Genomic DNA, 21,229 nt, shown 5'->3' with positions numbered 1-21,229 from the left:
TGGCAACCATTAAACACCTTTATTACCCATTAAATCCATTAAGATTTGTTCTCCTTTATTGCTTAAAATAGTTCCATGTTTGCCCTTCTTTTTTATAATTAATCCCATTCTTTCAAGCTTATCTAATCTACCTCTCATTTGGTATTTAGTCATCTCATATTGTGTCCCTTTAGTGGTTTTAGCAAGTTTTTCCCTTCCTACAACTTTTCCTTGTTTATTCAACTCATATATTTTTTTCAAGATAAATTTCTGCTCTTCATCTAACTCTATATTAATATCAAAGGAGGTTGTTCTTCTTTTAAAAAACCCCCTGTCAGGTATATCCTTTAGTGTAATGTAGTTATTATCCCTTACTGCAAGCATATAACTTAAAATATTTTTTAATTCTCTTACATTTCCATACCAATCGTATTTTTTTAGTTTTTTAATAACTTCATCAGCTATTTTTATATCTTCCCTTGTTTCAGTTTTTATAAAATACTTTATTAATTGAGTGATATCTTCCTTTCTTTCCCTTAATGGAGGTACCTTTATATAGCCCATTTTTAGTCTATAGTATAGGTCTTCCCTAAATATTTTTTTATCCACCAATTTAGACAAGTCTTTATTAGTAGCCGCAATTATCCTTACATCTATTGGCTTAATATTAGTGCCACCTATTCTCATGACCTCTTTTTCTTGTAGAACCCTTAACAGTTTTGCTTGGACCTTTGGGGAAATATCACCTATTTCATCTAAGAATATAGTGCCTCCATCAGCCTGTTCAAATAGTCCCTCTTTACCACCCTTCTTTGCACCTGTAAAGGCCCCTTCCTCATAGCCAAAGAGTTCACTTTCAACTAATTCATTAAGTAAGGCACTAAAATTAACAGCTAAAAAGGGGCCATTTTTCCTCTTTGAGGCATTATGGATAGCACTTGCTAACAATTCCTTGCCAGTTCCACTCTCACCTTCGATTAAAATAGTTAAATCAGTATTTGCAAGCTTTTTCGATATATCCTTTAGCTTTTTTATTTTTTTACTACTCCCTATTATGTCATCAAAGGTATATTTAGCATAAAACCCCTTCTTAATAAGCTCTCTTTTTATTCTGTCATTTACTTCAATAGTCTCCTTTACATTTTTGAATGTTGCAATTACATAGTCACTATTTGGAAGCTGAAATTTATTTACTAATACCTTTGTATCATGTATATTAAATATTTTTTCTTCACTTATACTTCTATCCATTAAATACTTTAGAAGACTTTTATTATATATAACCTGTTTCAGATTCTTTCCTATTGCTTGACTAAATCGTAGATTAAATATCTTTTTAAGATTTTCATTAAATACACTTATATATCCTTGATTGTCATATACTAAAACTCCATCGTTTAATCCATCTATAACATGGTTTAAGTGCTGGTTAAGTTCTGAAATTGTTTTATTTAATTGTGCCAATCTCTTAGCTATATTGATTATCTTTTTCAGAAATTTTCGGGAAAATTGGCCAGCCCTTTTATCTAATATACCTAGCTTATTTAATATTTTAGTAATGGTAGTAAAGTCCATAATTCTTGGACCTATGTCATATACCCTTTTTATATAGCTTGGAACCTTATCAGCCTCCCCAGGAGTAATAGCAATATCTATATCAGCCCTAACCTCCTTTACTCCTGGATAATATGGTATATAGTTTAAGTAATCTATTCCTAATTTCTCTAATGCTTTAATTCCCTCATAAGTAGATTTTTTTACATCATTTACAAATAAAACATCTGTACCTGGTGGCAGTAAAACGATTTCATCGATGTGATCATAGCTTATGGTTCTATTTGCAACAATTATTTCACAGTTTAAGTCTAGTTTATCCAATTGTATTAACTCATCCTTGGCAGCTAAACTGGATATTATTACAAGCTCATCTCTTATTTTATTGTCAATTCCCTCATCAATTGCATAACTTTTTATTTTGGCTACATCTGAAAGATATTCTCTAAGCTGCTTGACTAATGAATTTTTGGTGTGCTGACTTCCTGCTACAAGGGTAATGCTTTTTTTCATCTCTATCACCCTAATTTAGTTTTTAATATCTATAATTATAGATATAACTTTAATTTCCTTTATATGTTTTATTTTTCAAATGTACCTTTAACTTTTACTTCTCCTCTATCTACCATAACTTTCCCCATTGCAATGACAGTATCAATCTCTAAACTATCCTTATTAAGCAGAACAATATCTGCATCCATATTCTCTCTAATATAACCCTTCGTATTTAGTTTATAAATATTAGCTGGATTTGATGTAATTACCCTTATAGCAGTTTCAACAGGTATATCTTCCTCAACTATAGCATCCCTTACTGCTTCATATAATGAAGTGACCTTACCAACTTGAAGTCCTATATAATTCCCATTCTCATCAAAATCAGGAAGGCTTCCCTGGCCATCTGAAGTAAAGGTTATGTTTTCCTTTGATACACCATTTTGAAGCATCCTCTTTAATGCTTTACTACATTTAACTTCTCCTTCTTCTAGGAACTTTTCTGTTGTACTAGTAGTAAAATCTACATATCCTCCAATTTTAGCGTACTTTATTCCCTCTTCAAAAAGGTATGGATTCCTGTTCATGTGTGTAGGTATAAACTGACTAATAGGAATTTCTGTGTTCTCTACTATGTTAAAAAGTATGTCCAACATCTTTTTACTGTCACCCATATGTATATTTACAATCCCTGCTTTTCCTGATAGGATACCACCTACTCTCGCTTGAGCTGCTAATTTTGAAACATCTTCTACCGTTGGCTCTGAAGATCTATGGTCAGATAATGCTATTTCTCCAACCCCTATTATCTTATCAATAAGGATTATATCGTCTTGAATATTACCAGTTATAGTTCTTACTGGTATCTGATACGATCCAGTTAAGACATAAGTAGAAATTCCCTCTTCTTCTAAGCCTCTAGCCTTTGCTAATAGATTAGTCATAGTCCTTGTAGTTCCATCTGTACCTAATACCCCTATAACAGTTGTAACTCCTCCTGTAGTTATATCAGTTAGTTGAATTTCTGGAGTTCTTGTTTTAAAGCTTCCTTCTCCTCCACCTCCGCAAATATGAACATGGGAATCAATAAAGCCTGGAACAACTATTTTGCCTTCAGCGTCTATGACTTCAACTGGTGCAAAGTCCTTTGGAACCTCAATATTATCAGCAATGTAACCTATTTTATTGCCAGTAATTAAAATATCCTTTTTACCTAAATAATCTGGACTATATACCTCTCCATTTTTGATTAGTTTTAGCATTTTATCACTCCTCCTGTAATAATAGGATATACTTTTTTTCTCTATTTTTCTAGTATGCATTTTTTATGCCACGTTACTATGACTAAGAAGCTATGCTTTGGAGTCCGTTACTTGACCAGTGAAGATAAGCTAGGAAGTCCGTTACTTAAACCTCAGAAGTAAGGCTATGAGGACCGTTACTTAACCAGAGTAGCAGAGCTTCGTGGTCCGTTACTTGACCTAAGGAGTCTGTCCTACGAGGACCGTTACTATACCTAGGAAGCTATGCTATGGGGTCCGTTACTTTGTCTGAGAAGTAATGCAAGGATGTCCGTTACTATGTCTAAGACGTCTAGCCTAGGACGACCGTTACTTTGACCTAGGAAGTAAGTCTAAGACGTCCGTTACTTAAACCTATGAAGATAGCCGCTGTTGTCCGTTACTATACCTTAGTAGTGAGGCTCCGATGTCCGTTACTTTGTCTAAGACGTCTAGCCTATGAGGACCGTTACTATGCCTAGGTTGTAATGCTCTGATGTCCGTTACTTAGCCTTAGAAGTAATGCTACGCTGTCCGTTACTATACCTTAGTAGTAAGGCTCCGATGTCCGTTACTTTGTCTAAGACGTCTAGCCTATGAGGTCCGTTACTTAAGCCAAAGAAGTGAGGCTTCGAGGTCCGTTACTTGGTCTTAAAAGTAAAGCTACGTGGTCTTTTTTTTCTTTTAATTCTCAATTCTCAATTTTCCATTCTCAATTGCATTTTAAATGCAGTTTTTGGTGATTAGTGGGTAGTGGTTGGTTTTTGGTAATGCTATGAAGATTATTGATTAGAAAACAATCGTAATAAGTCCTTGTTATTTTTCGTTGTTGAGGGATTCGTAATCCCTCAACCTAATTCAACATTCATAATTTAAAATTTAACATTATGAAAGGCAAGCAAATTGACCTTTCATTAATTGTTAATTGTAAATTAAATTAACCTCTTGTCGAAACTAAAAATATTTCCTGGGAAATTATCAGATATTGGTTTTATATTTGTTTTTTGGTTAATAAAAAAGGATTTTTGTCTTTTTTGTCCAATTTATTATTGGTATTTAGTATATATTGGAGTGATATGATGAAAAAGTTAACTTTGCCTTTATTTATTCTTTTATTTGTTGTTAGTATAAACACATATGTTTTAGCATCTAATGAAACTACTTATGTCCCTGTTTTGACCTATCATCACATAGCAAGGGATTTTCCTTCTAATAAAAGCTCTGTAATAATAACACCTGATAACTTCAAAAAACAAATGATTTATTTAAAATCAGCTGGTTTTAATACAGTAACCTTCAATGAACTAGTAAAAGCTAAAGAGAGTAATTATAAACTTCCACCTAATCCAATAATCATAACCTTTGATGATGGATATAGAAGCAATTTTGTTTACGCTTATACTATTTTAAAAGAATTAAACATGAAGGGAAATATTAATATTGTAGTATCAACAGTAGGGGAAACTCCAGGAAATTATCCCCATTTTACTTGGGATGAAACAAAAGAAATGGTGGAGTCTGGCGTTATTGAAATAGGAAGTCATACTTATAATCTACATAATAAATATCTTAAAAAAAGAACTTATGAAACAGATGAACAATACTACTATAGGTTATTTATTGACTTTAAACTTTCAAAAATGATCATTAAGAATAGATTGGGTATTGATAGCAATATTTTATGTTTTCCCTATGGATACTCAAATAAAGTTATGTTAAATGCAGGTAAAAGGGCAGGTTTTAAAGTTTTTTTAACTACTAAAGGAGGAGTAAATAATGTAAATAATGATTCATTAATAATAAAAAGGATAAATGTGAATGGAAGTGATACACCACAAAAACTATTGGACAAGATATATAGATATTTTAATTCCGAAGGATTAAAGGTTACTCCTCAATAAAGAAACCAGCACAGAAGGTATTCCCTCTGTGCTGGTTTCTTTATTAATTAGTTAGTTGTATTGTCAGTTGTCTCTGTATCAGTATCACTAGTAGTCTCTTCCGTTACAGTTTCATCAGTAGTATCAGTTGTTGTTTCTTCTGAAGTTTCTTCAGTACTAGTATTGTCTTCAGTTGTTCCCTCAGTGTCAGTAGTCTCTTCTGTTACAGTCTCATCACTAGTGTCAGTTGTAGTTTCTTCTGTAGTATTTTCATCAGTAGTCGTATCTGTAGTTTCTTCAGTATCAGTGTCTTCTTCAGTTGTCTCTTCAGTATTTACATCTTCTTCTGCATCAGTATTTTCTTCCTCTGTTTCTTCTACTTCCTCTTCAATTTCAATAGTTCCTGTTTCTGAATCATACTCTACTTTCAATTTAAAGCTTTCAAGTACAAATCTTAATGGTACATAAGTTCTACTGCTATAGATATTTGAAGGTACATCTAACTCAATCTCTTCACCATTTACTATAGCTGTATTGTCTCCTACCTTTAAAACTATTTCTATTTCACCTTTAACAATAGTTGCTTCTTGTTCTTCACCGTTCCATTCAACAGTGGCACCAAATCCTTCAGTTATTGCCCTTACAGGAACTAAAGTTCTTCCCCTCTTTATAACTGGAGGAGTATCAAACTTTACTTCCTTTTCTGTTAATATATTCTCCACAGGTATAGCTGTAAGTTCTTCATCTTCTGCCTTTAGCATCTCTGAAATTTCTGCTAATCTTTCAAGTTCTTTTTTGGAATATCTATTTCTTACCTTTAACTTCATTTCCTCTTTAATATTTTCCATCTGTTGTTTTAGCTCTTCTTTCTGCTGCTCCATTTCTTTTATTTGTGCTGCCAATTCTTCTAATTGTGCTACTAATTCAGGATTAGCCTCAAGCTCTCCCTCTTCATACTGTTCCTTTAGTTCCTCATATTGTTCCTTAAGACTTTCTATTTCATCTTCTAATTTATCTTTCTCCTCTTCAATAGCATCTTTTTCTTCTTCTAATTTGTCTTTTTCTTCCTCTAATTGCTTTCTTTCTAATTTAAGTTCCCTTTTTATTTTCTTCCATAGTTTATGTAATCCTTTCCCTTTTCCTTTAGGTTCTCCTTCTTCCTCATCTTCTTCATTATCTAATTCTTCATCATCTTCAATATCTTCATCTTCTTCATTTTCATCTTCTAATTCATCAGTTTCTTCGTCTACATCTTCTTCATCCTCTTCATCAATAGCTTGTCCTTCTTCAGTTTCTTCCATATCTTCAGTTTCATCTACTTCTTCATCTGTTTCAACAGATTGTAATACGTTTTGTATAACTTCTTCCACACCTTTTTCTTCATCTTTTTTATTTCCTTTTTTAGCTAACCCAACTAAAGGTAAAGCTATAACTAAAGTAAATACTAACAGTACAGAAAACAGTCTTTGAAACTTTTTCATAAAGCTAACCTCCCTATGCTTTTTTTAATCTTACATAATATACCTTCGTGGCTTGTCTCATTTTTGTAGGGTATTTTAAAAAATTTCTTATAAATTTTCTATATTTAAAATATCATAAATTTTATTCGACATATATAGTCATTTGATACCAAAATATAAAAAGCAGTTGTTAGTCACTAGTTCCTAGTTCTTAGTCTTTGGCTTCTAGCTAATAGTTTACAAAGCTGATGGATTACGAATCCATCAGCAACGGTTGTGGAACGGTTAACCGGAACAATAAACCGGGTTCGGCGTTCCAGGAATACAGTTTACTAGCTGCTAGTTTCTATTAGGGAAAAATGGTTCCTAGAAATTAAATAAGCACCCGATATACGGATGCTAATAAATTCATTAGACGAATAAGTCTTTAGTTTTATATGCCCTATATCCCTGTAATATTGCAAGAGCAAATAAAACAACTGCTAAAATAGGTGGTCCTACTACTAGTAATCTAGCAATAGTAGGTGATAAACCAGATGCCTGTATTGTGTTGGCTAATGCTTCTTCAAAATTGGATAAGGCATATAACCCATATCTTATCCATGTAGAAGAAGTCATTATTGCTACTGGAATAACTGCTAAACTTAATTGGAAACCAGTTCTCGATCTGTTTCTAATACCTCTTACACCAAGGAATATTGGTACAAAAAATATAGCTGGTAGTATAAATCCATAATATTGAGGAGATAATGCCAAAAATAAAACGGAAGTAAAAACATAAACTCTAAAATATTTCCCTAAATAATCTGTTTCTCCAACGAAGTCACCCTTAGCAGCCTTTAAATATCTTAGGTAATATTGTATTTTACCGTTAAGTTCTTTAGAATCTGCATTTACTCTAAATTCTCTAGTTAATTCATTTCCCTTATTTACTAAAGATTTGTAAACCTTTTCGAAGTCTTTTTCTTTAGGTATCTCTATTCTCTTGTATTCTTCTTTTATTGATGATATGTTTTTTAAATACTTTTCTTTCCTTTTAGGTGTAATTAGCTTAGTCTTATTAATTTTATCATCTAGCTTATCTAAAATTTCAATTAGTTCTTCAGTATTCATATAATCCTCCTTATATAATTTTTAGACTATTTTTGTTATTTAATAACATATAGGAAATTATAATCAGACAAAATTATATATAAAGTATAATTTCCGTCATGTGTTTCAAAAAAGTCGACTTTAGAAATTTTTTGTTTTGATAGAAGACTTTTTTATATTTATTATACCATATTTTGCTTTTTATAATTAACAAAATCTCCATCGAAAACGATGGAGATTTTGCTTTTATATATTTACTCAGCTTGATTTTTCTTAGCTTCACCTTTCAATAATGCATTTATTGTAACACCAATAGCTACAAATATTATAGCCCAAACAGTAATCATAAATCCTAAAGCTGCACCTGTCATACCATTATCCCTCCTTAAGGAGCTTATTGACGAATTAATACCTTGTCTTGTTCAAGCTCTTCACCGTATTTATCTTTAATTGATTTGTATGCTTGTAAGAAACCTCCAATTAGTACAGCAAAGATTACTACCCTTGCACCTTGAACCCAAGGTACTAATTGAGGACTTTCAGCAACAAATGAAGGAATTAACTTAAAGTATCCTGCATCAATATAATCCTTTGTTGAGAATATTAATAGGATAGCTATACTTATTGGTGTTATACCTTTTACAAATAGGTTAAAGAACCATGATGGTATCTTCCAGTATCCACCTCTATTTAGCTCTTCTAATGCTCTATCTCCCATTAGCCATCCTGCTGTTGCAGCTTCAATGAATCCAAGAACTATTAGTAGATATACACCTACCCAGTTATCTACCTCTGTTAGATACACTAGGTCAGCAGTCTTAGTTAATATTGGCTCAAGTGCAACTGGTAATCCAACTATTATATATGCAAAGAATATAACCCATGCTGCTTTCTTTCTGTGAACTCCTAAGTCTTCTTCCATTAAAGCAACTAAGTAGTTATACATTGCTATTGCAGAAGTAAATCCTGCAAAGAATAATAGTAAGAACCATAATGCACCAAATATTTGACCTGCTGGCATCGCTCTAAATACGTTTGGAAGGGCGATGAATGATAAACCAACACCTGCTCCAACACCTTCAGGTCCTAAGAATGCATATGCAATAGGTATAACTGCAGTACCACCAAGTATGATTTCAGCAAATTCGTTTAATGAAATAGTTGCAAATGATGAAACTACAACGTCATCATCTGGTTTTAGGTATGAAGCATAGTTACATATAATACCCATACCGATTGATAATGTAAAGAATATTTGTCCTGCAGCTGCTAATGCTGATGTCCAGTTTAGTTTAGTAAAGTCTGGATTCCAGATGTAGTTTAATCCTTTAAATGATGACCAATCTGGATTTACAGGACTTCCTAAAGTTATCGCTCTTATAGCTAGTATAATACCGAATACGTATAGTACTGGCATCATTAATTTTGCCCAAGACTCGATACCTTTTTGTACCCCACGCATTACAGCAATACCTAAACCTGCTAATGCTATTATCCAGAATATAAATACCTTTGGACTTTGAATATAGCCTACAAATACTTCACCAGTAGACTTAGCTTCATCCATGTATCCACCAGTAAGTGATAAGAAACTGTAACCTAAAGTCCAACCTATAATTTGATTGTAATAAGAGTTAACAAGTAATGTTACTGCAAAAGCAAATGATCCTGCTAACGCCCCTATGATAGCAGCTTTTCTTGGACTGACACCTTCTCTAGCTTGTAAGTATACCATAGGACCTATAGTACCATGACCATACTTACCACCATAACGTCCAAGATTCCATTCAACTAACATAATAGGAATACCAATCATAATAAGAGCAGCAAAGTAAGGAATCATGAAAGCCCCGCCACCATTTGACGCAGCCTGATACGGGAATCTCCAGAAGTTACCTAGACCGATAGCATTACCTGCCATAGCCAGGATAAGACCTATCTTAGACCCCCAATTTTCTCTTTGATTTGACATATTAGTCCTCCCTCCATTGTTAGAAAGTTAAAATGTTAAAAAAAATTAATTTAAATATATTATATAATTTTCTGAATTTTTTTTCAAGTATAACTTTTCCGAAAATATGATACTATTTTAACAATCTTTATATAAATAATTTATACTTTATAATAGAAATTAGTCGAATGTGTCATCTTTTTTGTTTTTTACATTGTTTTAAACTTTTAAAATTATTTAAAATCGTTTTATATTTAATATGCTTTTCTTATATTTATGCAGATTTTTAATACTTTATTTTATATTTTTTTACATTGGGTGGTTAGCGTGAGAGGTAAGGCTTTGTGGTCCGTTACTATGCCAATGATGTCTAGCCTTTGCTGTCCGTTACTTAAACCTGAGAAGTTATGCGTTGAGGTCCGTTACTTGACCAGTGAAGATATGCTCTGATGTCCGTTACTTAATCTAGGACGTCAGCCTACGATGACCGTTACTGTATTTGTCAAGTGAAAAATCCCCCAAAATTTAATTGAAACTTCCCCTAGTATAGGAAAATATTATTGCTGATTTTTAAGCCATCTTTTTGTTTCTTTCATTCGATAAGAGTTACCATTCATATTTACTATATAAGATTTATGAGTAAGTCTGTCTATCATTGCAGCTGTCATGACTGGGTCTTTCTGCTTGTCGTTGTTGAGGGATTCGTAATCCCTCAACCTAATTCAACATTCATAATTTAAAAATTAACATTATCAAATGCGAAGTCTTTCGCATTTGATTTATTGTCCATTGTAAATTGTTAATTGTAAGTTGTATTCACCGTTTCCATTTATTATTAGTTTTTTAACAATAATTTAATGTTTAGTTGTGGCAAGTTTTCGCCCTTTGTGCTTAATGTTTTTTAGCTGATATATAGTTTTATCATTTATTATATTAAAAAAGCTGATGGATTATGAATCCATCAGCAACGGTTGGAAATACAGTTCCTAGTGCTTAGTTCTCAGTTGTTGGTTATTAGTTCATGGTTCTTAGCAAAAAAATTCTTAGCCTTTAGTTTTAGGTAATACTAATCGAGGGACGTGGGCGTCCCTCGATATCATTAACGGGTGGATTAACTATCAGTTGCTAGCTCTCAACATTAAAGCGCAGACTAAAGTCTGCACTACTTTAATTATTTATAAGGAACACTAAACCCGGTTCATCGTTCCCATTAACTTCCTTTAATTCAACATTCACAATTTAAAATTTAACATTATGAAAAGCAAATAATTTGGCCTTTCATAAATTGTCAATTAAATAAATTAATATGTTGGTATTTCCGTTTTTCCTAACCCTGTACTATATTTAAAGTCTAATAATGCCATGTTGTATGCATGGATTTGCTCTGTTAATTTCTTTTTAGCATCCATTAGAGCTATCCTAGCCTGTGTAACCTCTGTAGATGTACTCTGCCCTAACTCAAAGCTTATCTGAGCCAATTCTAAGGCTCTCTCAGCCTTCTCAACAGCCTTTTCATATGTCTTTATCTGCTTCTCTGCAGTAATAAGCTGTAGGTAAGCACTTCTTACTCCCATTTCAATCATAGCCTTAGTATTTTCTAGATTTTTTGCAGCCTCTTCTACTTTTATTTGCTGCTCTCTATACTTGTATGTGATTTCTGGATACCTTGCTTTTATAGCTTCTAGTGTTAGTTTTGCAAGCTCATAGTTTTCCTTAGCTACCTTTAACCCTGCATTATTTTTAAACGCATCTTCTATTGATTTTTCTAAATCAATAGCTTCATACTCTTTATACTTAATATCATCAATTAACTCTACATCTTGGTCTAATGGTAATCCTAGTGTATTATTAAAATTCATTTTCTGCATCTCATAACCCATTTTTGAAGCATCGTATCCTGATTGGGCCTGTGATACCGCTAATTCCATTTCTAATAACTGTTGACTAGATATAGTACCCAGTTCATACATAGTTTTACCTTTGTTATACTGGTCTTTAGCAAGGGCTAAGCTTTCCTTAGCTATTTCCATACCCTTTCTAGCAAGTAAAAGATCATAATACGCCTTTTGAACATTATACTTTATTTCATTTTCTCTTATCTGTTTATTCCACTTTGCTAAGTTTACACTCAATTCCAATGAACGTTCAATAACGCCTAATTCTAAAAGTTTTCTATCAACTAACATTTCGGCTGGTATAGGATATTTATCTAATTCATCTTTATTTTTATTGTAATCTTTAACAACTCTAATAGCATCATCATATGAAACTTCTGCTTTTTTTATACTTATATCTGATATTCTTAAATCTCTATTATGCTCTAAAGCATGATTTATAGCTTCCTCTAAAGTAAATTGTCTTACTTGTAAAGACTTTTCCTCCTGATTTACAGTTGTTTCTTTTTCAGTTTCAGTAGTCTGTTCACTGCTATTATCTATAGCATAACCTGAAGCTACTAGTGATAAGACCATTGTACAGATAAGTAAAAAAGAAAATATTCTCTTCATAATAATACCTCCTTGGGGGTTGACTGACTGGTCGGTATAATATAATGTTATAGTAATCCCCATATAATGTCAATAAGGTTTTATTAATTGTAAAAAACTTTTAATATATAAAGTAAACTTGTAGTTGGTTAAACTAAAAAAAGCGGCGTGGTTAAAACCACACCGCTTCTCACTTTTACTCAGTTACTTCTTCTATATCATATGCGTAAACTTTTCCGTTTACTTCTTGAGTTTTAAATGTAATTTCTGAATCTACAAGACCTGAAAGTTCAGAAACATCTCCAGCATATTCATATAATTCTCCATCTATTTTTAATGTGTTAGTTGCTTCATAAATAGCTTCTAAAGTTTTTCCGTCTACAGTATCTCCATCTTCTGGAGTTTCTGGAGCTAAATCAGTTCTTACTACATAGTTAACGAATCTGTCAGTATCATCGTTAACGAAGTATACAGATACAATATCTCCTTCTTCTAAGTCTCTTAATGAAAGCTCAGCAAATTCATCTGTTTTATCATAGATTACTGTATTATCAACTAATTCGTATACATCATCTGTCACTGTAGCTGTTATAGTATCATCTGCAGTACTTAACTCAGCAATTTCTATTGAAGCTGATCTCGGTGATTCATCTATATTCTTTATTTCACCTGATTTATTTCCTACAGTAATAGTTACTATTGTATCTTCAATGTCACCTACAGAAGTCACTTCATCTTCATCAGTTAGATATTCTAATTCTTCTCCATTTATCTCAATAGTTACTTCCCAAACGTCTCCAGATTTTAATTCTCTTACATTAGTTACTAAACCAGTGTAGTCAGTGTCTTCAGTATCTGCATCTGAATCACTAACAAATAATACTTTTGCTCTACCGTTTTCTGCATATACGTCTGCAGCTAATACTTTACTAAATTCATCTGCAGCTTCTTCCCAAGTCATAACTGCATAATCTTCTACATTAGTTTCTCCTTCAGACCAGAATACAATAGTATCATCTTTCAGTCTAAATCCATCTGCATAAACAGCATCTATTTCTATTCCATCACCTGAAATAGTTCCGTCATCAGCTAATACATCAACTTCTGTAACATCTCCGTCTTCATCTACCGTTACTTTTACTACTTTCTCTATTAAGTTAGAAGTATCTCCAGTAGTATAACTATCAAGATTTGTGAAGTCATCTGCTAGTAAATCATACTCTACTAAGTCGCCTTCTTCATTTAAAACTTCTAATACATAATAATCTTCGTCATATTTATCATCAGTGTAATCATTAAAATAGTTTACTACTCCATAGAATGAACTAGTATCTGCTTCGCCTTGGTCACCAACTACTAGTACTGCATTTCCTGCAAAATCGAAGAATATTTCAACTTCTCCTTCATCTTTCATTGCATCAAGAACTTCTTCATCTACTTTACCTAGCTCATCACCATCTAAATATTTTACATCATAATTTGTATTTGAATTGTCATAAACTTCTCCTTCAAACTTGAATGAGTTAGTATATACTCTTTCAAGTTCTCCTTCTTCACTTTCATTGTAAACCACAACATATTCTGCATCTTCATTAAAGAATAAGATGTCTCCTTCTTCTAATTCGTCGCCTGCTACAGTTTTTCCATCTTTAACTAAAGTATAATCTTCAAGATCTAATTCATCATCATTGTAGCTATAAACTACATCATCATCAACATCTTCTACTACCATAGTATCATCCCAGTTATATCCGTCAAAGAATACAACTTCATCATCATCATTTAATACTACTTTTGCATAATCTACAGCTTCAGGTGCATCTTTTTCTTCACCATTAACGTAGATTAAAGCATCGTCAGCAACTTCATAAGTTTCTTCTGCAGCAACTAGTTCTACATCTTCTCCATCTATTTCTACAGCGTCAAATAATGGCTCATCTTCAACTTCATATAATTGAACTTCATTATCTCCATTAGCCCATACAGTTAATTCTAATCCAAAGTTAGCTTCATAGTCAAATCCTTCTGGAACTATGAAAGCATCTTTTTCACCTTCAAGAGTTATTTCATTGTCATCAGCATTGAAATCTACTACTCTTGCTGTTACTTTTTCATTTCCAAGTTCACCTAATATAGTTTTTCCTTCTTCTACTTTCCAAGTAGCGTCTTCACCAGTTCCTTCTTTAACCATCATGTCTACAGTTAATGAGTTATCCATTAACTTAAATACTATACCTCTTGTAGCTGGAACTCCTACTACACCATCATCAATTCCATCAGTTATATCTAAATCTTTAGCTACTAACATATATCCTACTGGATATCCACCTTTATCTAGAGCATCTTGCTTATATCCTAATGCTCTTACCATTAGTGTTATAGCTTGCTCATAAGTGATTTGGTCCTCTGGTCCAAATTGGCCATCTCCATATCCATTTATTAACCCCATACTGCTAGCAATGTTAATATAACCTGATGCCCAGTGAGTTGCTGGTACATCTGTAAAGTTTGTAGCACCTTTTGATACTTCTGCTACCTCTTCATATCCTAGTGCTCTTACTACAAGTGTTGCGAATTCTGCTCTTGTAATTGTATCGTCTGGAGCAAATCCTCTGTCATCACCTTGCACTAGTCCTAAAGCGTTTAGTCTCTTAACTGCATCTTCATACTTGTGACCTTCAATGTCTGATGCAGCAAATGCGAAACTAAAGCTTCCAAATACTAGTGAAAGTACTAGTAATACTGATAATACCTTTCTCATTATCAATGTCCTCCTTTTTTGTTAATTTTATTTTTACTTATAATTTTATGAAGAAGTTAAATATGTAGTCAGGCTGTAACTTCTTCGAAACCAGCCTAACTAAGAATTTATAGAAGCAGGTTTTGATGACAAAACCTGCATTCTAAACCTAATTATAGCATTGCAGAAATACTTAAGTCAATGAGGTAAAATGTTTTGTAACATAACTGTAACATTGAATAATAACTTGTAATAAAGGTTTTATTTTGCTGTTCTTAATACTAATTATATAGGATATTAATAGTAATTACCATTACATTTGTATTACAAGTTAATTACAATTTGATTAGTCATCAGTCTTTAGTCGTTAGTCGCTAGTCATTAGTTGTTAGTCGCTGGTTGATGGACGCAGGCGTCCGTCAACAACGGATATTCGTTTAACCCCTTACCTGTTATGTACAAGGAAAATTAAAAGGACACTAATTAGTGTCCTTTTTTACACATATAATATATTATTCTCTAAAAAAATTAAAATTCCTTCTTTTACAATTAAATTTTATTAATTTTTATTTTCCTTTGCTGCCTTTATGAAGTCTCTAAATAATGGATGGCTTGTTGTAGGTCTTGACTTGAACTCTGGATGGAATTGGCTTGCAACAAACCAAGGATGATCCTTTAACTCAATAATTTCTACTAGTCTTTCATCTGGAGATACACCACTTATTACTAGTCCCTTTTCTGTTAATTTTTCTCTATATTCATTATTAAACTCATATCTATGTCTATGTCTTTCATATACTAATTCATCATCATAGGCCTCTCTAGCCTTTGTACCTTCAGCCAGTTTACATGGATATAATCCTAATCTCATTGTTCCACCCATTTCTTCTATATCCTTCTGTTCTGGCATTATATCTATAACAGGATATTGAGTTTCTGGGTTAAGCTCTGAACTATGGGCATCTTTAAAGCCTAGAACGTTTCTTGCAAATTCTACAACAGCCATCTGCATACCTAAGCATATTCCAAGGTAAGGAACTTTATTTTCCCTTGCATATCTAATAGCACATAGTTTTCCTTCTATACCTCTATCTCCAAATCCTCCTGGTACAAGGATACCGTCTGCATCTTTAAGTAATTCGTCACAGTTATCTTCATCAATCTCTTCTGAATGAATCCAATCTATATCCACATCTACTTCATTTGCTATTCCTGCATGTCTTAAGGCCTCTGCCACTGAAATATAGGCGTCTTTAAGTTCTACGTATTTTCCAACTAAAGCAATTTTTACTTTACCCTTTGGATTCTTAAGCTTATCAACAATTTCCTTCCACTCTGAAAGCTCAGGATCTTTACATTTTAATCCTAGTCGATCTATTACTAGTTGAGGAAGTCCTTCCTCTTCTAATAATAGAGGAATTTCATATAATGTTTCTGCATCAAGGTTTTGAACTACATTCTTTTTATCTATATCACAGAATAGGGCTATTTTTTCCTTAATTTCATCAGATAATGGGTATTCTGCTCTACATACTAACATATCAGGCTGTATTCCTATACTTCTAAGCTCTTTAACGCTATGCTGAGTTGGTTTAGTCTTAAGCTCTCCAGCCTTTTTTAGGTATGGAATTAAAGTTACATGAATGTACATTACATTTTCTCTACCTGCATCAAACTTAATCTGTCTTATTGCCTCTAAAAATGGAAGACTCTCTATATCTCCTACTGTTCCACCGATTTCTGTAATAACTACATCTACGTTATTTTCTTTTCCTACTCTAAATACTTTATCCTTTATAGCATTTGTAATATGTGGAATAACCTGAACTGTTGCCCCTAAGTAGTCCCCTTTTCTCTCCTTAGATATTACTGACCAATATATTTTTCCTGTTGTAACGTTACTATATTTACTTAAGTTGATATCTATGAATCTCTCATAGTGACCTAAGTCAAGGTCTGTTTCTGCTCCATCATCTGTTACAAACACTTCTCCGTGCTGATATGGACTCATTGTTCCTGGGTCTACATTAATATATGGGTCAAATTTTTGAATAGTTACTTTAAGTCCTCTACTTTTAAGTAGACGGCCTAAGGAAGCAGCAGTTATACCTTTTCCTAGTGAAGAAACTACACCACCCGTAATAAAGATATATTTGGTTGGCACTTAGGATACCTCCTTTTTAATAGTCATTAGTTGTTAGTCGCTAGTCATTAGCTATTAGTCGTTAGTTAAATGTGGTAAAAAGCCGTTTCATTTTCCATAACTATAGTATTGTATCTTAATAATAGAAGTATGTCAATATTTGTAGAGTAGTATACTATTTTTACCAAATAATTAGCACAGACTAAAGTCTGCGCTAATTATTTGGTAGTCGCTAGTCACTAGCTATTAGTCATTAGTAAATAAAGCCGTGTTTCGTGTATCGTGTTTTGTGTAAGGTATTTTTCAGGAAGCACCTAAAAAATACCTCCTTAATATTATCTAAAAACTATTGACTATCGACTATTAGCTATAAGCTTTTTACAACTTCTATTGCCTTTTGGAGTTGCTCATCAACATCTTTAGCTTGTTCGTATTCATATAAGGAGTTGATTAAAGCATCTTGTGTTGTAAAATCTAATACACCATATGAATATAGCCCTTTATCAGCTTGGAATTTCTTTACTATATTATATGTTTCTTTATCAAAAACTCCGTCAACTTTTTCTAAGTTATAGCCTAATAGATCTAATGCCTTTTCTGCTGCTAGTACATCTAATCCAACAGTTTGAATTGATAGTTTCCTTTCCTTATTTAAGTACTTTAATTCTGGTATATCTATAGTAGTTACAGGATTGTTCTCAATAACAACATCAGGTTGAATTCCCTTACCATTTACCTTGTTCATGTTTGGAGTAAAATATTCTGCTATTGTCATTTTAATAGCTCCACCATCAACTAGAGGATAAATTCTTTGAACAGTACCTTTACCATATGTTGCAGTTCCTACAACTTTACCTACACCTGTATCTTTAATAGCACCTGCAAATATCTCTGATGCACTTGCACTACCTTCATTAACTAAAACAACTATCTTATATTTTGGCCCTTTTAAGTTTGACTTTATTGTTTGAATTTTCCCTCCTGGCTCCTTTACATGAACAATAGGCCCTTCAGGAACAAAATACCTTAAAACCTCAACTACTTCATTTAGGTATCCACCAGGATTATTTCTTAAATCGACTATCAATCTTTCAATGTCTTCTTTATCAAATTCTTCTAATGTTTTTGTAATATTCTCAAGGGTATTTTCATTAAATTGGCTTATTCTTATATATCCTATATTATCTTCTAAAACTTCATATTTAATAGGATTTACTTTTATAACCTCTCGAACTACATCAATGTATAGTATTTCTGCATTTCCTTCCCTTAAAATACCTAATGTCACCTTTGTTCCTGCCTCACCCTTTATTAAACTAGCTGCCTTTTTTGTTGACATTCCTGTTATATCTTGTCCATCAACTGTAACAATTTTGTCTCCTGGTTTTAAGCCTGCCCTCTCACCAGGTGATCCTTCAAATGGGACTATTATAGTTAAATATCCGTCCCTCTGTGTTATATGTACTCCTATTCCTACATATGTTCCAGATGTGCTTTCCTGTAATTGGTCGAACTCTTCAGGTGTATAGTAGTCACTGTATTCATCAAGGGTATCGAACATACCATTGACAGCACCCTCTATTAATTCCTCTTCCGTTACTTCACCTGCATAAGTAGATTTAATTATTTGTATCATTGTTTCAATATAATCTAAATTTTTATTTATGAATTCTGGTTCATTAGCGGTTGTGTTGTCTTCACTGTATACTGTGGTAAAAGGTGTTGATGCTATAAGAAGAGTAATTAATAACATGATACTTAGCTTTTTAGTAATATTTTTCATTAATTTCAGCTCCTTTCTATGCCGAAGAAGTTAATCGTTACTTTGCCAAAGCCGTCTAGCCTATGAGGACCGTTACTTGACCTAGGGAGTAAGGCGTTGAGGTCCGTTACTTAGACCTAAGAAGTTATGCTTCGATGTCCGTTACTAAGTCAGAGATGTCTAGCCTCCGGTGTCCGTTACTTTGCCAGAGACGTCTAGCCTACGAGGACCGTTACTTTGCCTAAGAAGTAATGCTTTGTTGTCCGTTACTTGACCGATGATGTCTAGCCTCTGTTGTCCGTTACTATTCCTATGAAGTAATGCTTTATGGTCCGTTACTTGACCTAGGATGTTAGAACGTTGAGGTCCGTTACTTTGTCAATGAGGTCAAGCCCATGATGTCCGTTACTGTGCCTTAGAAGAGAATCTACGATGACCGTTACTTAGCCTAAGTAGTGAGACTCTGTGGTCCGTTACTATGCCTAAGAAGTAAGGCTCCGTTGTCCGTTACTTGACCAAAGAAGCCGAACTTCGAGGACTGTTACTTAGCCTAAGATGTTAAAACATTGATGTCCGTTACTTAAACCTAAGAAGTTATGCTTCGATGTCCGTTACTAAGTCAGAGATGTCTAGCCTTCGGTGTCCGTTACTTGATCATAGATGTTAGACTTTATGGTCTGTTATTTAACCTAGTAAGTAACGCTATGCGGTCTTTTTTTAGTTTTTTTCTTTTAATTGTCAATTGTAAATTGTCCATTGTCAATTGCTTTTAAAAGCTTGGGGACAGGTCTCCTGTTTCACTTCGTTTAACGGTAGATCTGTCCCCCGTTTCACTAATTTTAAATTTTACATTTTCAATTTTCCATTCTAAATTTTTAATTAAAATTAAAAATTTAGAATGTTTTCCCTATAATCCTTCTTTAGGTTTTCTTGAAGGTAGGTTATGAATCTATTTAAAAAGGCTGCAGCCTCTGCCTTTGTCATATATTCATTAGGATATATATATCCTTCTGGTGTCCCTTCTGCTAAGCCTATTTGGTCTGCAACATAAATTGCCTTTTTAGCCCATAGTGGTATATCTTGGTCATCTTTAAACCTAGTATTAAAAGGAAGATTTGGTGCTAATCTTTCAAGTCCTAATGTTCTAATTACTATAGTGATTGCTTGAGCCCTTGTAAGATTTCCCTCAGGTAAAAACTTATTATCACCGACTCCGTTCATTATACCCTTTTCCTTTATTGCCCTTATATAGTCATAGTCTGGGTGTTCCCTTGGTATATCTTTAAAAAACTCTGGCTTAGCCTCTGGTTTTACATATGACCTTTCAACCTGTTCTTCTTCAATTAAATTCATTGCCTTTACTATCCATTTAGCAAAATCTATTCTCTTTGTGTGAAGTCCTGGCCCATAGAATTTTACACTTCCATCTACTACTTTAAGACCTGCTAAACGCTTTATATCCCATTCTGCCCAATGTCCTTTTATATCTTGATATCTAGGTATATACAGTTTTTTTCTAGTAGGTAGGGTTTCAAACCTTTCTACTCCTTCTCCCTGATTTCTAATTTGTTCCTCTACTTCTCCATTGTTTATAACTGGAAGGTTATATGAGTATTTCATTATTGTTTCTTCTTGTTCTGTAAGGGTATATCCATCTCGAAAGCTTGTCTGATAAGGGAGATTTTTAAAATATTCCATCTCCTTTGTTCTGTTAAAGGATACATCTATATCTGCATAACCATACCATTCAATAGAACTATCATCTGTATCAAAGCTATAGTTTATATCTTTATGTATTTTTTGGGTTTCTGTAGCTCCCCAATATTGACCATAGCCATATATGTTACCTGTTATTTCTACTGTAACCTGTCCTTCATTTTCATTTATTGAGTATGTTTTTGTTCCTAGCCAGTCACCTTTGTAAAAATCAATAACTGGCTGTTTATCATCTATTGTGGAATTATGGAATTGATAGTCAACAAGGGTATATATTGTTTCTTCATCACCATCAGTTATAGTAATTTCTTCATCATAGTCTGTTATATTGTTTACTTCAACTACCTGTCTTTGTTTAGAATCCTCTTCAATTATTCTCTCTAATTCTATCTCCCTTTCAAGGGTTACTGTTCCATCACTATTAGTTAGCTCATATTCATATTCAAGGGTATCATCATCTATATCCATTTCAACAGTTCCTTCTAATAATATAGGCTCTCCTGTTAAGAATATTACCTCTTTATATTTTTTAGTATCTTTGTTATCCATCTCGTTTTTGTGTATTCCACCTTCAAACCCTGCATTATTTATCTGTGCATATATAAATAATGGTTGAAGTAATAATGTAATTGCTATAAGTAGGGTTATTACCTTATGCATGTCAAAACCTCCAGTGTTTTTTAGTTACTCT

At 33.1% G+C, this 21,229-nt stretch carries 12 protein-coding genes; 1 reads left to right on the top strand and 11 read right to left on the bottom strand.

Annotation, left to right across the window (positions count from 1 at the left end; all coding sequences use genetic code 11):
• Positions 1-9: 9 nt before the first annotated feature.
• Entirely contained in the window at positions 10-2,046 is a 2,037-nt protein-coding gene (locus BET03_RS04330) for a sigma 54-interacting transcriptional regulator (RefSeq protein ID WP_120167675.1), read from the bottom strand.
• Between the two features lie 68 nt (positions 2,047-2,114).
• Positions 2,115-3,290, bottom strand: a complete 1,176-nt coding sequence (iadA, locus tag BET03_RS04325; RefSeq protein WP_120167673.1) for a beta-aspartyl-peptidase — start codon at positions 3,288-3,290, stop codon at positions 2,115-2,117.
• A gap of 1,097 nt (positions 3,291-4,387) precedes the next feature.
• Between iadA and BET03_RS04320 the strand changes: the two genes are divergently transcribed.
• Positions 4,388-5,209, top strand: coding sequence for a polysaccharide deacetylase family protein (locus tag BET03_RS04320; protein WP_183108717.1), 822 nt, complete (start codon positions 4,388-4,390; stop codon positions 5,207-5,209).
• Between the two features lie 47 nt (positions 5,210-5,256).
• Here the strand turns inward: BET03_RS04320 and BET03_RS04315 are convergent, their stop codons facing one another.
• The 9 genes from BET03_RS04315 to BET03_RS04275 form a co-directional block, all read right to left on the bottom strand.
• Entirely contained in the window at positions 5,257-6,669 is a 1,413-nt protein-coding gene (locus BET03_RS04315; protein WP_120167668.1) for a copper amine oxidase N-terminal domain-containing protein, read from the bottom strand.
• 390 nt (positions 6,670-7,059) lie between these two features.
• Positions 7,060-7,761 carry a hypothetical protein gene (locus BET03_RS04310; protein WP_120167666.1) on the bottom strand — a complete coding sequence of 234 codons (702 nt, stop codon included), beginning with the start codon at positions 7,759-7,761 and terminating at the stop codon, positions 7,060-7,062.
• Positions 7,762-8,134: 373 nt separating this feature from the next.
• Positions 8,135-9,712 carry a sodium:neurotransmitter symporter family protein gene (locus BET03_RS04305; RefSeq protein ID WP_120167664.1) on the bottom strand — a complete coding sequence of 526 codons (1,578 nt, stop codon included), beginning with the start codon at positions 9,710-9,712 and terminating at the stop codon, positions 8,135-8,137.
• Between the two features lie 536 nt (positions 9,713-10,248).
• Positions 10,249-10,359, bottom strand: a complete 111-nt coding sequence (locus BET03_RS13785) for an ATP-binding protein (RefSeq protein ID WP_279230335.1) — start codon at positions 10,357-10,359, stop codon at positions 10,249-10,251.
• A 633-nt stretch (positions 10,360-10,992) separates the two neighbouring features.
• Positions 10,993-12,198: a TolC family protein gene (locus BET03_RS04295; protein ID WP_183108716.1), complete on the bottom strand. Its 1,206-nt coding sequence runs from the start codon at positions 12,196-12,198 to the stop codon at positions 10,993-10,995.
• A 175-nt stretch (positions 12,199-12,373) separates the two neighbouring features.
• Positions 12,374-14,938: an S-layer homology domain-containing protein gene (locus tag BET03_RS04290; protein WP_120167660.1), complete on the bottom strand. Its 2,565-nt coding sequence runs from the start codon at positions 14,936-14,938 to the stop codon at positions 12,374-12,376.
• Between the two features lie 538 nt (positions 14,939-15,476).
• Positions 15,477-17,081, bottom strand: coding sequence for a CTP synthase (locus tag BET03_RS04285; RefSeq protein ID WP_120167658.1), 1,605 nt, complete (start codon positions 17,079-17,081; stop codon positions 15,477-15,479).
• A 346-nt stretch (positions 17,082-17,427) separates the two neighbouring features.
• On the bottom strand, positions 17,428-18,843 hold the full coding sequence (locus BET03_RS04280) for a S41 family peptidase (protein WP_120167656.1): 1,416 nt from the start codon (positions 18,841-18,843) through the stop codon (positions 17,428-17,430).
• 864 nt (positions 18,844-19,707) lie between these two features.
• Positions 19,708-21,198 carry an S-layer homology domain-containing protein gene (locus BET03_RS04275; protein WP_120167654.1) on the bottom strand — a complete coding sequence of 497 codons (1,491 nt, stop codon included), beginning with the start codon at positions 21,196-21,198 and terminating at the stop codon, positions 19,708-19,710.
• Between the last annotated feature and the right edge of the window lie 31 nt (positions 21,199-21,229).

The sequence above is a fragment of the Thermohalobacter berrensis genome (assembly GCF_003609645.1).
Classification (GTDB): Bacteria; Bacillota; Clostridia; order Tissierellales; family Thermohalobacteraceae; genus Thermohalobacter; species Thermohalobacter berrensis.
The sequence above is the reverse complement of the archived record's forward strand: the minus strand, read 5'-3'. Positions and strand labels throughout refer to the sequence as shown.